This is a genomic window from Oceanirhabdus sp. W0125-5, from assembly GCF_027938815.1.
Lineage (GTDB): Bacteria > Bacillota > Clostridia > Clostridiales > Clostridiaceae > Oceanirhabdus.
This window is the reverse complement of the sequence record NZ_CP115913.1, coordinates 430,001-444,263: the sequence shown is the minus strand read 5'-3', so window position 1 is coordinate 444,263 and position 14,263 is coordinate 430,001. Positions and strand designations below refer to the sequence as shown.

Here is a 14,263-nt window from a genome sequence, read left to right as displayed (position 1 = left end):
ATCCGCCCCTATTTATTTTTATTTTGTTCTAAATAAATCATTAATACTGTAATATCCGCTGGTGACACTCCAGATATTCTTGATGCTTGCCCTAAATTCTTTGGTCTAATTTCATTTAATTTTTGCATAGCTTCAATTCTTAAACTTTTTACATCTTTATAATCAATGTCTTCTGGTATAATTTTATTTTCAAACTTTTTGAATTGTTTTACCTGTTCAAGTTGTTTCTGAATATATCCTTCATATTTAGCAGATATTGATACCTGTTTTTGAACATCCAAAGGTAACTCAACTCTATCTTTATCAAGTTCTGCTACCATCTCATAATTCAATTCTGGTCTTTTAATTAACTCATATAAAGTAATTGGCTTTTTTAATTCTGCTGAGTTATTAGCTACTAACCATTCATTAACTTCTCTCTTATTTGTTATCTTAACTTCTTTTATTCTATTTATCTCATTATCTATTGCTTCTTTTCTAAAGGTAAATAACTCTAGTCTTTCTTCTGAAACAAGGCCTATATCATAACCCCTCTGAGTTAATCTAAGATCAGCATTATCTTGTCTTAATAAAAGTCTATATTCTGATCTAGAAGTCATCATTCTATATGGCTCATTAGTCCCTTTAGTAACCAAGTCATCAATTAATACCCCAATGTATCCATCAGATCTTTTCAGAATAACAGGTTCTTTTCCTTGGACTTTTCTAGCAGCATTTATACCTGCAATAATTCCTTGTGCTGCTGCTTCTTCATATCCTGAACTTCCATTAAATTGTCCTGCTGAAAACAGTCCATCAACATGTTTTATCTGTAAAGACAAGTCTAATTGCTTTGGATTTATGCAATCATATTCTATTGCATATCCTATTCTCATAATTTCTACATTTTCTAATCCAGCAATGGATCTCAACATATCTATTTGTACATCTTCTGGAAGAGAACTTGACATACCTTGAACATAAAGCTCATCGGTATTCTCTCCTTCTGGCTCAATAAAAATTTGATGCCTTTGCTTATCTGGAAATCTCATTACTTTATCTTCAATAGATGGACAATATCTTGGTCCAGTACTCTTTACTGTTCCATTATATAATGGTGATCTATGGATATTGTTTCTTATAATTTCATGAGTTTTTTCATTAGTATAAGTTAGATAGCAAGATACTTGTACTCTATCAATGTCTCTATTCATGAATGAGAATGGTACAATTTTTAAATCACCTGGTTGTTCTTCCATTTTTGAAAAATCTACTGACCTTCTATGAACTCTAGCAGGAGTTCCAGTTTTAAATCTTCTTAATTCAATATTTAATTCACTAAGTGAATCAGATAAAAAATTAGCTGGCAATAATCCAGATGGCCCTTCATTGAATTGATTTTCTCCAATTATTATTGATGATTTAAGATACGTTCCAGTTGTTATAACAACCACATTACTTTCATAAAAAGCACCATTCTTAGTAATAACTCCTGTGACCTTATTATCTTCATGTGAAATTTTAACAACTTCAGTCATTTTTAATTCAAGATTATCTTCTTTTTCCAAAGTTCTTTTCATTTCTTGAGAATACCTATGTTTATCTGCTTGCACTCTAAGTGAATGAACTGCTGGTCCTTTTGATAAATTCAACATTCTAGATTGAATGAATGTTTTATCAATATTAATTCCCATCTCTCCACCTAAAGCGTCTATTTCTCTAACCAAGTGTCCTTTAGCAGTTCCTCCAATATTAGGGTTACAAGGCATCATAGCTATACTCTCTAAGCTTGTAGTACACATTAATGTCTTACATCCTAATCTAGATGATGCTAAGGCAGCTTCACATCCAGCATGCCCTGCTCCAATTACAATTACGTCATATTTTCCGCCAAAATACGCCATTACTTCACCTACTTTCCTAAACAAAATTCTGCAAATATTTTATCTATTATATCCTCTTCAAGTGTATCTCCTGTTATTTCACCTAAGTGTCTCCACGCATCCCTTAAATCAATAGAAGCTAAATCTATAGCCATTGTAACACTTAAGGCATCTATAGCATGACTCATACTCTCTTTAGCTCTAATTAGCGCTTGTTTATGTCTATTATTTGTTACATATACATCGCTATAATTTATTTCTCCGCCAAAGAACATTTCTTCTATGCTCTGCTTTAATTTATCTATACCTACTTCACCTTTAATAGATGTTTCAATAATTCTAGATTTATGAATATCAAGCTCACTTATATCCATCTCTTTATCTAAATCTATTTTATTTATAATTACTAAGTAATTCTTTTCTTTGATATATTCAAATATCTCTTTATCTTCTTCATTAATTGGTCTACTGTTATCTAAAACAAATAGCACTAAGTCTGCCATATCAATCATTTGACGTGACTTTTCTACTCCAATTTTCTCAACAATATCTTCTGTCTCTCTAATTCCAGCTGTATCAATTAATTTAATTGGAATACCCTTAAAGTTTATATATTCTTCAATAATATCTCTTGTTGTACCTGGAATATCAGTAACTATAGCTCTGGTTTCTTTTAAAATTGTATTAAGTAAAGATGATTTTCCAACATTAGGCTTTCCTACTAACGTTGTGGTTATTCCCTCTCTCAATATCTTTCCTTCATCTGCACTTTGTAATAATCTTTCAATTTCTATTAGAATATCACTAGCTTTTTTTGTTGCAATATCAGCTGTTACCTCTTCTAATTCATCTTCAGGATAATCTACGGTTGCCTCTATATTAGCAATTATCCCTAATAAATGTGATCGTAGTTCATTTATTTCCTTGGAAATCTTTCCTTCAGATTGTTGTAAAGCTGATCTTGCACTAATTTCCGTTTTAGCTCTAATAATGTCGATTACTGCTTCTGCTTGACTTAAATCTATTCTTCCATTTAAAAATGCTCGTTTTGTAAACTCTCCTGGTTCTGCTAATCTAGCTCCAGCTCTAATAACCTCATTTAAAATGTTATTAGTAACAACCACTCCACCATGACAATTAATTTCAATTGTATCTTCTGCAGTGAAGCTTCTAGGGCCTTTCATAAATGATATAATAACTTCATCTATCTTATTTTCTTCACTATCTACAATGAATCCGTATCTCATTGTATAACTCTTTATGTTATCTAATTTTCTATCATTTTTACCAACAAAAATTTTTTTAATTATTTTTAATGCATCATTTCCTGAAATTCTAATAATAGAAATACCACCTTCGCCAATGCTAGTGGCAACTGCTGCAATCGTATCGAATTCTTTCATATCTGCTCACCTTCTTAGAATAAAATTCTAAATTATTGTTCTTAATAATACTGTATAATATAGATATCTCAGATCAATAATTGATTTATACATCTGTTTAAGGCGCACCTATATTTTGATACATGTATAAATCATATTTCGAAGTAGAATCTCTATATATAATTCTTAACTTAAAACTTTCTATTTATTAATTAATAATAATTAACATTAATGAATCCTAATATACATAGTACAAAAAAAAAGTATTATTTTCAAGAAAAAAAAGAAAGCCTCTAAGCTTTCTTTCTTTTAGGTTCTATTACAACTCTACGATAAGGTTCATCACCTTCACTAAATGTTTTCACATAATTATCATTTTGCAGAGCTGAGTGAATTATTCTTCTCTCATATGGATTCATTGGCTCTAATTTTATAGCTTTATTGAACATTTTTGCTCTTTTAGCTTTTTTAATAGCAAGCCCTTTTAATATCTCTGTTCTCTTAGCTCTATAATTTTGAGTGTCAAGTATTACCCTTTTATATTTCTCATTAGTGTCTTTATTAATCGCTAAACTAGTCAAATATTGAAGTGCATCTAAAGTCTCACCACGATATCCTATTAAGATTCCCATGTCTTCACCTAAAATCTCAATATTTAGGCTATCTTCAGTCTCTTTGGTTTCTACTTTAGCTTCAACACCCATGTGAGTGAATATTTTGTTTAAGAATTCTTCAGCCTCTTTATCAAATTGTTTTTTTAATGTTATTTTAACAACAGCTTCTTTAACACCAAATATGTTTAAGAAACCTTTGCTTCCTTGATCGAGTATCTCAATGTCAACATTTTCTTTAGTAGTATTAAGTTCAATCAAACCTTTTTCAATTGCTGCTTCAGCAGTTTTTGCTGTAACCTCAATAGATTTCACTCAACATACACCTGCCTCTCCCTACCTAATATATTATTATGCTTTAGTAGGTTCCGTTTTTTTAACTTTCTTAATAATGAATGTTTGTAATAACTGAATTAAGTTATTTATTACCCAATATAATAATAATGCTGCACTAAATTTAAGGCTGACATATAAAATAAATGCAGTCATAACTATATTCATAGTACCCATTTGTGCATTTCCAGTACCTGCTGAAGATAACTTCATTGATAAGAATGTTAATGCTGCAGATAATACTGGAAGTATAAAGTATGGATCTGGAACTGCTAAACTTTTAATCCATGGAGTAAGTACAAATCCAACATTTTCAATACCTTGAAGTTCTCTAAATACTGTAAACAATGCGATAATTATTGGCATTTGAATTAATAATGGTAAACATCCAGACATAGGATTTGCACCATGTTCTTTATATAATTTCATTGTTTCTTGATTTAATCTTTGTGGGTCATTTTTATATTTTTCCTGTAGCTTTTTAAGCTCTGGTTGTATTTCTGTCATTTTGCTCATGGATTTTGTTTGTTTAAGTGTTAATGGAAGTAACAATAATCTGACAATTATAGTTAAAACAATAATTGCTAAACCATACGAAATATTTGGGTTTGGTATCATCATTTCTATGGAAGTTCTAATAAATTCATAAAAAGCTTCTATTGGTTGCACCAAAATATTCATTAATTAACTCCTCCTACATTTATTTAACAGGATCATATCCTCCTGGATTAAATGGATTACATTTAATAATCCTTTTTATAGCCATGAAACCTCCCTTTAGAGCACCATGTTTTGATATCGCCTCAATAGCATATTGAGAGCATGATGGATAAAATCTACAACATGGCTTTTTTAAAGGTGAGATATATTTTCTATACAATTTAATAATAAAAATTAAAAATCTTTTCATTCTTCGTATAGTCCTGCCTTTTTAAAAAGTACCTTTACTGATTCACTTATATCTTTATAATTAGCATCTCTACTAACGCTTCTAGCAACAATTATAAAATCATATCCTTCTTTTATGTTCTTTTTATACTTATTATAATTTTCACGAACCAAACGCTTTACTCTATTTCTAACAACAGCATTTCCTACTTTTTTACTTACGGAGATTCCAATTCTGTTTAAATCTTTATTCACTCTTTTTACATATAAAACTAAGTATCTGCTAGAATAAGATTTACCTCTCCTATATACCGTCCTAAACTCGTAATTCTTCCTTATTCTATATTTTTTCGTTTCTTTCATATGTAACTCCTTTTTTTTTCTGCATCTGCAGAAAAAGGCCACAAGTTGCGGCCCTTATGCTGTTAAGCTTTTTCTACCTTTTAATCTTCTTCTCTTAACGATATTTCTTCCAGATTTAGTTTTCATTCTCTTTCTGAAACCGTGCTCTTTTTTTCTGTGTCTCTTTTTTGGTTGGTATGTCATCTTCATAGGTAAAACACCCCCTTCGATTCTTTTCTTTAATATAGGGATTTATTTTTCTGCATTACAATCATCATTAATCAAGTTAATTATCTTAATTGTAAATAATAAAATACTATATAAATTATATATTCACCAATTACTTATGTCAAGCCACTATTCTTATTATAATTGAAATTTAATGTTAATAAAAATCCAATCTAAATTTTAGTTTTTGTGGATAACTTCTTGAATACCTTCTTTTCTTTTGATATTATTAAGAGTGAACTGTGTATAAATTTGTTGATAATTTAGTTATACACAGCTTGTGGATAAAACTGTGTATAACTTGTTTAACTTTTATATATTTATTATTAATATTAGTCATTTTTCCTGATATTAAACGTTTTTTTATGTTAATAATATATTTTTTTATTTGTTGATAACGAAATCAATACTAAATTAAATAACGTTTTTATCAATAGTTATTAACAACTGTGAATATTTTTAGATAAAGTGTCAACAAGAATAATATACAATAGAATTTGTTAATATTATTGTTATGTTTATGTTTATAACTATTAAATAAATTTTTTGCTTTGGAGGATTTACTATGAGCATCTCGCTTGAAGAATTATGGAATAGAACTCTGGATATAATTAAAAATGAGCTTACTGAAGTGAGCTATAATACTTGGATTAAGAGTATTACTCCTATGTCAATGGATGACTCAACTATACAACTAGGGGTACCCAATAATTTCACTAAAGATATATTAGTAGGTAGATATAATGACTTAATAATTAATTCAATAAAATCTACTACTTCTAAAACATACAAATTAGATTTTATCATCAATACTGATGATGTAGTTGTCGAGCCAAAAAAGCCTAGAGTTAAGATCCAAGACAATATAGCAGCTAATGTTCTAAGTTCATCATTAAATCCAAAATACAAGTTTAAATCATTTGTAATAGGAAATAGTAACCGATTTGCTCATGCAGCCTCTTTAGCTGTTGCAGAATCTCCAGCTAAGGCTTATAACCCTCTTTTTATTTATGGAGGAGTTGGACTCGGTAAAACTCACCTTATGCATGCTATTGGTCATTATATATTAGATAATAATCCTAATAGTAAGGTTGTTTATGTTACTTCTGAAAAATTCACAAATGAGTTAATTAATTCAATAAAAGACGATAAAAATGAAGAATTCAGAAATAGATATAGAAATGTTGATGTACTTCTTATAGATGACATTCAGTTTATTGCTGGTAAAGAACGTACACAAGAAGAATTCTTCCATACTTTTAATACTCTATATGAAGCAAATAAACAGATCATTCTTTCAAGTGATAGACCACCAAAAGAAATCCCTACACTTGAAGATAGACTTAGATCCAGATTTGAATGGGGACTAATCGCAGATATATCTTCTCCAGACTTTGAAACAAGAATAGCTATCTTAAAGAAAAAAGCTGATGACGAAAAGTTAGATATAGATAATGATGTTCTTGTTTATATTGCAAAACAAATTAAAGCTAATATTAGAGAATTAGAAGGCGCATTAATAAGACTTATTGCTTATTCTTCTTTAACTGGTAAGGATATGACAGTTGAATTAGCAATGGAAGCTCTTAAAGATATTATTTCTAGTAAACAATCAAAACAGGTAACAATTGAGTTAATCCAAGATATTGTTGCTAGCTACTATAACTTAAAGGTTGAAGAATTAAAATCTTCTAGACGAACTAGAAGCATTTCGTATCCAAGACAAATTGCTATGTATCTTAGTAGAAAGCTTACAGATATGTCTTTACCTAAAATCGGTGAAGAATTTGGAGGTAGAGATCACACTACAGTAATACATGCATATGAAAAAATTTCAACCAATATCAAGGTTGATCAAAATTTAGAAAATACAATTAATGATTTAATAAAGAAAATTAAGCAAAATTAACTGTGGATAATTAACAGTATGTTTATAATACTACGTTATTAACATGTTAATAAAAAAATTAAATAATATGCTTTGTGGATATCTGTGGATAAATCTAAATAATTTTCATTTAGTTATCCACATTCATTTTTAATAAAAAAATGGCTGTTATTAAAGGCTTGAAGTACTTATCCACAAATTCACAGCCCCTATTACTATTACTACTATATTTTTAAAGAAATACTTATCTATATATAAGAGAAAAAGTTATTAACAATTTATTTGTCTTTAGGAGGTTATATTATGCATTTCGCTATACAAAAAAATATACTTCAGGAAGCAGTTTCTAAAGTTCAAAAAGCTGTTACTGGAAAATCAACTATGCCTATTCTTCAAGGAATTTTAATTCACGCTATAGATGGGAAATTAATATTATTAGGATCTGATAAAGATCTTACAATCGAAGCAACAGTTGATGCTGAAGTTCATACAGAAGGTAAGATTGTTGTAGATTCTCGTTTATTTGGAGACTTAATAAGAAAATTACCAAACGATATTATTGAAATATCAACTAATCCAAATAGTACATTAAGCATAAAATGTCTGAAATCTAATGCAACATTAGTACATATGTCAGCTGAGGATTATCCAGCAATGCCAACAATTCATGAAGAAAAATCAATTACATTGCCACAAAATATGCTTAAGAATATGATAAAAAGTACAATATTCGCAGCAGCGCATGATGAAACTAGACCTATATTTACAGGAGTTTTATTTGAAGTTAAAGAAAATAAAATTAACTTAGTTGCTATGGATGGATACAGAGTAGCAATAAGAACTGAAACTATTGATACAGATGTTGAATTAAATAATGTAATACCAGGTAAAACTTTAAGTGAAGTATCTAAAATATTAGAGGACACTGAAGAAGTTACAAATATATTGTTTACGACTAATCATATTTTATTTGATCTTGGAAAAACTAAAGTTATTTCTAGATTGCTTGAAGGTGAATTCATTAAATATGATTCAATAATTCCAAAAGAATATTTATTAAAAACTATTGCTCGTAAAGATGAATTATTAAATAGTATTGATAGAGCATCTCTAATTGGAAAAGAAGGTAAAACAAATCTTGTAAAATTAGATATTCAAGAAGATAAAATGATTATAACTTCCAATTCTCAATTAGGAATGGCTAGGGAAGAAATTAACATAAATCTGCAAGGTGACGATTTAAAAATTGCATTTAACTCAAAATATCTAATGGATATATTAAAAATTATGGATAGTGAAGAAGTTGAAATGGAATTTTCAACTAATGTCAATCCTTGTATTGTGAAAAACAAAGGTAAAGATAACTGCACATGCTTACTATTACCAGTAAGAATGGTAGAATAATATTATTTGAGGTGAGTTCATGAAGAACATTGAAATAACTACAGAGTATATCAAGTTAGATGCATTTTTAAAATGGGCTGAAGTGGTATCCTTAGGAACGGAAGCAAAATTCCTTATTCAAGATGAACAAGTGTACGTAAATGATGAATTAGAAACAAGAAGAGGAAGAAAATTATATAAAGAAGATATAGTTAAAGTTAATGGTGAAGAATATAAAGTTGTTTAAAAAGCGTCAAATTGAGCTCAGATTAAATTATCCCCCTAAGTAATAGGGGGATATTGTTAAGTTTAAAAGTCGTAATAAATGGAAAATTAATAGGATTATTCGAATTATTATGATATAATGTTAATAGGTGTTAATATGTATATTGAATATTTAAAATTAATTAATTACAGAAATTATGAAATGTTAGATTTAAAACTTACTAAAGAAGTAAACATTTTTATAGGTGATAATGCTCAAGGAAAGACAAATATTCTTGAATCCGTATATTTAGCTTCGCTGGGAAAGTCACATAGAACGAAAAGAGACAAAGAGCTTATTATGTGGAATCAAGATGCTGCATATATTCAAATTTATGTATGCAAAGAAAGATTGAATAAAAAAATCGATATGAAAATATTTAAACATGGTACTAAGGGTTTAAATATCAATTCTATAAAGGTTAATAAACTATCTGAATTAATAGGAGCATTAAATGTAGTAATGTTCTCTCCCGAAGATTTAAAGATTGTTAAAGAATCTCCTGTGTATAGACGAAAATTTTTAGATATAGAGTTATGCAAGTTAAGTAAAGCATATTTACATAATTTAACTCAATATAAAAAAGCTCTTGGAGAGAGAAATGCTGCTTTGAAGAAGATTCAAAACAAAGAACTATTGGATATTTATGACATGACCTTAGCTTCTTTTGGAATCAAAATAATTAAAGATAGAATGCAATATATTAAAAATTTAAATCTTTATGGAAAGGAAATGCATAGAGATATTACAAAAAATAGAGAAGAGATTGAATTTAAGTATATTTCCTCTCTAAATGATATTACAGAAGAGGAACTCTATAAATTATTTGTTAAAAGCAGAGATAGAGATATGTTTAATAAATCAACAAATGTTGGACCTCATAGAGATGATTTTGAAATATTGATTAATGAAACAGATACAAGAATATATGGATCACAGGGACAACAGAGAACTGCTGTTTTAACAATAAAATTTGCATCTTTAAAAGTTATTAAACATATTACTGGAGAATATCCTGTCCTTTTATTAGATGATGTTTTATCTGAGTTAGATAGTAATAGACAGCGATATATTTTAAATTCAATAAAAGATGTGCAAACCTTTATAACATGTACAGGTATTTCAGATATTCGTGAACACATTTCAGGAGAAACTAAGGTTTTTCTTGTTAATAAAGGACATATAGATGAGATAAAGTAACGTAAGGAGGAGAGTAATGTTCCTACATTTAGGTGAAAATATCGTGGTCCCTCTTAAGGATGTAATCGGTATATTTGATTATGAGTCAACAGTATATAGCAATGATACAATTCAATTTTTAAGAATGGCAGAAGAAGATGGATTTGTAGAAAGAATCAATAATGAACGACCAAAATCTTTTATTATTGCAGAAGTAGATAATATGAGCAAAATATTTTTATCACCTATATCATCTTCAACATTAAGTAAAAGATCAGAAATCACATATCATAAATAGCAAGTTAATAGGAGGATTTCTATGAAAGAAAACAAAGTTTATGATGAAAGTCAAATTCAGGTACTTGAAGGTTTAGAAGCCGTTAGAAAAAGACCTGGTATGTACATCGGAAGCACTAGTTCAAGAGGACTACATCATCTAGTATATGAAATTGTTGATAATAGTATTGATGAAGCATTACAAGGTTTCTGTGAAACAATTGAAGTGAATATCCATAAAGATAATTCAATATCAGTTCAAGATGATGGTAGAGGAATACCAGTAGGAATACACCCCAAAATGGGAAGACCAGCAGTAGAGGTAATAATGACGGTATTACATGCAGGTGGTAAATTTGGGGGAGAAGGTTATAAAGTATCAGGAGGTCTTCATGGTGTTGGAGCTTCTGTTGTTAATGCTTTATCGGAAAAATGTTATGTAGAGGTAACTATAGATGGTAAGGTACATAAACAAGAGTATGAAAGAGGTAAAGTTATTACTGATCTTACTGTAGTTGGAGAAAGTGAAGGTCATGGTACTAAAACATACTTTAAACCTGATTCAGAAATATTTGATGAAGTAGAGTTTGATTTTGACACCTTAGCTCAAAGATTAAGAGAGTTAGCTTTCTTGAATAAAGGTATAAAAATTGTACTTAATGATGAGAGAGAAGAAAAATCAAAGCAATTCCACTATGAAGGTGGTCTTAAGTCATTTGTTGCTTACTTAAATAGAAATAGAGAAACTTTACATGAAGAACCTATTTATGTTGAAGGGGAAAAAGATACTTATAGTCTTGAGATATCTCTTCAATACAATGATTCCTATACTGAAAACTTATTCTCTTTTGCTAATAATATTGATACAGTTGAAGGTGGAACTCATTTAAGTGGATTTAAAACTGCTTTAACAAGAGTAGTTAATGATTATGCAAGAAGATTTAATTTCTTAAAAGAAAATGATAAAAATCTAACTGGTGAAGATATTAGAGAAGGGCTTACAGCTATAATATCTGTAAAACTTAGAGAACCACAGTTTGAAGGTCAAACTAAAACTAAACTGGGAAATAGTGAAGTAAGAAGTATTGTTGATAATCTATTTAGTGAACATTTTGGTGCAGTACTAGAGGAAACACCACAATTAGCTAAAATCATAGTAGATAAAGCTTTAAATGCTGCAAGAGCAAGAGAAGCTGCACGAAAAGCAAGAGAGTTAACAAGAAGGAAGAATATACTTGAGAGTACAGCATTACCTGGAAAATTAGCTGATTGCTCATCAAGAGATCCTAAAGAATGTGAAGTATATTTGGTCGAGGGAGATTCGGCGGGAGGATCTGCTAAACAAGGAAGAGATAGAAGATTCCAAGCAATTTTACCTTTAAAGGGTAAAATTATGAATGTTGAGAAACAGAGACTTGATAAAATATTAAATTATGCAGAAATTAGATCTATTATTGCCGGGGTAGGAGCTGGAATAGGAGAAGAATTTGATATTTCAAAGATTAGATATGACAGAATAATAATAATGACCGACGCCGATGTTGATGGAGCTCATATTAGAACACTGTTATTAACATTCTTCTATAGATACATGAAAGCCTTAGTTGAAGAAGGTCATATTTATGTTGCTCAACCACCTCTTTATAAAATAGCAAAAAATAGAAAAGTATATTACGCATATAGTGACAAAGAATTAAATGTAATCCTTGAACAGATTGGTGGTAAAGATAAAAACACTGACATTCAAAGATATAAGGGTCTTGGAGAGATGGATGCCGAACAATTATGGGATACAACTATGGATCCAGAAAAGAGAACTTTATTAAGAGTTGACATTGAAGATGCAATAGCAGCTGATGAGATATTCACTATTTTAATGGGTGATAAGGTTGAACCTAGAAGAGAGTTCATACAGGAAAATGCTAAGAAAGTACAAAATTTAGATATATAGTCTAAATGAAAGTAGGTGAAAAACTTGAGTTTAAATAATATAGGGAATATTAGAGATATAGATATCAGAAAAGAAATGATGAATTCATATATAGACTATGCAATGAGTGTTATAGTTGCAAGAGCACTTCCTGATGTAAGAGATGGTTTAAAACCAGTTCATAGAAGAATATTATATTCAATGCATGAACTTAATCTTACACCAGAAAAGAGTTATAGAAAGTGTGCTAGAATCGTAGGGGATGTTCTGGGTAAATATCACCCACATGGAGACACTGCGGTTTATGATGCTTTAGTTAGAATGGCACAAGACTTTTCTATTAGATATACACTTGTTAATGGTCATGGAAATTTTGGTTCTGTAGATGGAGATGGAGCAGCTGCAATGAGATATACAGAAGCCAAAATGGATAAAATAACTACAGAGATGCTTCGAGATATTAATAAGAATACAGTTGATTTTATTGATAACTTTGACGGAGAAGAAAAAGAGCCTACAGTATTACCAGCTAGATATCCTAACCTTTTAGTTAATGGATCATCAGGTATTGCAGTAGGTATGGCTACTAATATACCACCGCATAATCTGAGAGAGGTTATAGATGGGGTTATAATGTTGATTGATGAGCCTGATAGTCAAATATCAGATCTGATGAAAGTTATTAAAGGTCCAGATTTCCCAACAGCAGGTATTATACTTGGTAGAGCTGGAATAAAAAGTGCTTACGAAACAGGTAGAGGTAAGATTTTAGTTAGAGCTAAATGTGAAATTATAGAAGAAAAAGGCAGAAATAAAATCATAGTTACTGAACTTCCTTATCAAGTAAATAAAGCTAAGCTGATTGAAAGCATAGCAAATCTTGTAAAAGATAAAAAGATAGATGGAATAAGTGATTTAAGAGATGAGTCTAGTAGAGAAGGTATGAGGATTGTTATAGATCTTAAAAGAGATTCAAATCCTAATGTTGTCTTGAATAGATTATATAAGCATACAAGAATGCAAGATACTTTTGGTGTAATAATGATTGCTTTAGTTGATAATGAACCAAAGCAGTTAAATCTTAAACAGGTATTAGTTCACTATTTAAATCACCAAAAAGAAGTATTTAAGAGAAAAACTCAATTTGATTTAGATAAAGCCCAAGCTAGAGCTCACATTTTAGAAGGTTTAAGAATTGCTTTAGATCATATCGATGAAGTTATTGCACTTATTAGAGGATCTAAAACTGGAGCAGAAGCAAAAGCTGGGTTAATGGAGAAGTTTAATTTATCTGAGAAACAAGCTCAAGCTATTCTAGATATGAAACTTCAAAGATTAACAGGTTTAGAAAGAGATAAAATTGAAGCTGAGTATAATGAGTTACAAGAAAAAATAGCTGAGTTAAGAGCTATTCTTGCTGATGATAAAATACTTCTAGAAAAAATCAAGAATGACTTGTTAGAAGTAAGAACAAAATTCGGAGATGAGAGAAGATCACATATAGATCTAACATATATCGATAGCAGTATAGATATATCTGATTTAATTGAAGAAGATCAAATAGTTGTTACTCTTACTCATAATGGATATATCAAACGTTTACCAATTGATACGTACACGTCTCAAAGAAGAGGTGGAAGAGGTATTCAAGGGGTAACCACTAGAGATGAAGACTTTATTGAGCATATGTTCATAA

At 29.6% G+C, this 14,263-nt stretch carries 14 protein-coding genes (1 of these 14 only partly in view); 7 read left to right on the top strand and 7 right to left on the bottom strand.

All coding sequences use genetic code 11. The features are described from left to right. Positions 1–8: 8 nt before the first annotated feature. From mnmG to rpmH, 7 genes are all read right to left on the bottom strand, one after another. Positions 9–1,883, bottom strand: coding sequence for a tRNA uridine-5-carboxymethylaminomethyl(34) synthesis enzyme MnmG (mnmG, locus tag OW730_RS02145; protein ID WP_271229501.1), 1,875 nt, complete (start codon positions 1,881–1,883; stop codon positions 9–11). 8 nt (positions 1,884–1,891) lie between these two features. Then, a complete protein-coding gene (gene mnmE / locus OW730_RS02140) occupies positions 1,892–3,265 on the bottom strand; it encodes a tRNA uridine-5-carboxymethylaminomethyl(34) synthesis GTPase MnmE (RefSeq protein ID WP_271227461.1) in 1,374 nt (457 codons plus the stop codon). A gap of 272 nt (positions 3,266–3,537) precedes the next feature. Continuing rightward, a complete protein-coding gene (jag, locus tag OW730_RS02135) occupies positions 3,538–4,170 on the bottom strand; it encodes an RNA-binding cell elongation regulator Jag/EloR (RefSeq protein WP_271227460.1) in 633 nt (210 codons plus the stop codon). Between the two features lie 36 nt (positions 4,171–4,206). Beyond that, positions 4,207–4,869 carry a membrane protein insertase YidC gene (gene yidC / locus OW730_RS02130; RefSeq protein WP_271227459.1) on the bottom strand — a complete coding sequence of 221 codons (663 nt, stop codon included), beginning with the start codon at positions 4,867–4,869 and terminating at the stop codon, positions 4,207–4,209. A 19-nt stretch (positions 4,870–4,888) separates the two neighbouring features. After that, the gene (gene yidD / locus OW730_RS02125) at positions 4,889–5,098 is read right to left on the bottom strand and encodes a membrane protein insertion efficiency factor YidD (RefSeq protein WP_271227458.1); all 210 of its coding nucleotides are present in this window, start codon (positions 5,096–5,098) and stop codon (positions 4,889–4,891) included. After that, complete coding sequence (gene rnpA, locus OW730_RS02120) at positions 5,095–5,439, bottom strand: ribonuclease P protein component (protein WP_271227457.1); 345 nt, start codon at positions 5,437–5,439, stop codon at positions 5,095–5,097. Before rnpA ends, yidD begins: the two co-directional genes overlap by 4 nt. A gap of 54 nt (positions 5,440–5,493) precedes the next feature. Then, positions 5,494–5,628, bottom strand: a complete 135-nt coding sequence (rpmH, locus tag OW730_RS02115) for a 50S ribosomal protein L34 (RefSeq protein ID WP_250861512.1) — start codon at positions 5,626–5,628, stop codon at positions 5,494–5,496. Positions 5,629–6,211: 583 nt separating this feature from the next. On the opposite strand from rpmH, the gene dnaA reads away from it, so the two are divergent. From dnaA to gyrA, 7 genes are all read left to right on the top strand, one after another. Beyond that, on the top strand, positions 6,212–7,555 hold the full coding sequence (gene dnaA, locus OW730_RS02110) for a chromosomal replication initiator protein DnaA (protein WP_271227456.1): 1,344 nt from the start codon (positions 6,212–6,214) through the stop codon (positions 7,553–7,555). A 282-nt stretch (positions 7,556–7,837) separates the two neighbouring features. Next, the gene (dnaN, locus tag OW730_RS02105; RefSeq protein ID WP_271227455.1) at positions 7,838–8,938 is read left to right on the top strand and encodes a DNA polymerase III subunit beta; all 1,101 of its coding nucleotides are present in this window, start codon (positions 7,838–7,840) and stop codon (positions 8,936–8,938) included. Between the two features lie 19 nt (positions 8,939–8,957). Then, positions 8,958–9,164, top strand: coding sequence for a S4 domain-containing protein YaaA (gene yaaA / locus OW730_RS02100; RefSeq protein WP_271227454.1), 207 nt, complete (start codon positions 8,958–8,960; stop codon positions 9,162–9,164). A 135-nt stretch (positions 9,165–9,299) separates the two neighbouring features. Beyond that, entirely contained in the window at positions 9,300–10,382 is a 1,083-nt protein-coding gene (gene recF, locus OW730_RS02095) for a DNA replication/repair protein RecF (RefSeq protein ID WP_271227453.1), read from the top strand. Between the two features lie 16 nt (positions 10,383–10,398). After that, the gene (gene remB / locus OW730_RS02090) at positions 10,399–10,659 is read left to right on the top strand and encodes an extracellular matrix regulator RemB (protein WP_250861516.1); all 261 of its coding nucleotides are present in this window, start codon (positions 10,399–10,401) and stop codon (positions 10,657–10,659) included. A 21-nt stretch (positions 10,660–10,680) separates the two neighbouring features. After that, positions 10,681–12,588: a DNA topoisomerase (ATP-hydrolyzing) subunit B gene (gene gyrB, locus OW730_RS02085; protein WP_271227452.1), complete on the top strand. Its 1,908-nt coding sequence runs from the start codon at positions 10,681–10,683 to the stop codon at positions 12,586–12,588. A 75-nt stretch (positions 12,589–12,663) separates the two neighbouring features. Next, positions 12,664–14,263, top strand: partial view of a DNA gyrase subunit A gene (gyrA, locus tag OW730_RS02080; RefSeq protein ID WP_271229500.1) — the 5' portion only. Its footprint extends 887 nt past the window's final position; only the first 1,600 of its 2,487 coding nucleotides appear in the window; it begins with the start codon at positions 12,664–12,666; the stop codon falls past the right edge of the window.

Bases quoted from the DNA above. Each gene is read 5' to 3' on its own strand.
- mnmG (WP_271229501.1), bottom strand. From the start codon at position 1,883: ATGGCGTATTTTGGCGGAAAATATGACGTAATTGTAATTGGAGCAGGG.
- mnmE (WP_271227461.1), bottom strand. From the start codon at position 3,265: ATGAAAGAATTCGATACGATTGCAGCAGTTGCCACTAGCATTGGCGAA.
- yidC (WP_271227459.1), bottom strand. From the start codon at position 4,869: ATGAATATTTTGGTGCAACCAATAGAAGCTTTTTATGAATTTATTAGA.
- yidD (WP_271227458.1), bottom strand. From the start codon at position 5,098: ATGAAAAGATTTTTAATTTTTATTATTAAATTGTATAGAAAATATATC.
- rnpA (WP_271227457.1), bottom strand. From the start codon at position 5,439: ATGAAAGAAACGAAAAAATATAGAATAAGGAAGAATTACGAGTTTAGG.
- rpmH (WP_250861512.1), bottom strand. From the start codon at position 5,628: ATGAAGATGACATACCAACCAAAAAAGAGACACAGAAAAAAAGAGCAC.
- dnaA (WP_271227456.1), top strand. From the start codon at position 6,212: ATGAGCATCTCGCTTGAAGAATTATGGAATAGAACTCTGGATATAATT.
- dnaN (WP_271227455.1), top strand. From the start codon at position 7,838: ATGCATTTCGCTATACAAAAAAATATACTTCAGGAAGCAGTTTCTAAA.
- yaaA (WP_271227454.1), top strand. From the start codon at position 8,958: ATGAAGAACATTGAAATAACTACAGAGTATATCAAGTTAGATGCATTT.
- recF (WP_271227453.1), top strand. From the start codon at position 9,300: ATGTATATTGAATATTTAAAATTAATTAATTACAGAAATTATGAAATG.
- remB (WP_250861516.1), top strand. From the start codon at position 10,399: ATGTTCCTACATTTAGGTGAAAATATCGTGGTCCCTCTTAAGGATGTA.
- gyrB (WP_271227452.1), top strand. From the start codon at position 10,681: ATGAAAGAAAACAAAGTTTATGATGAAAGTCAAATTCAGGTACTTGAA.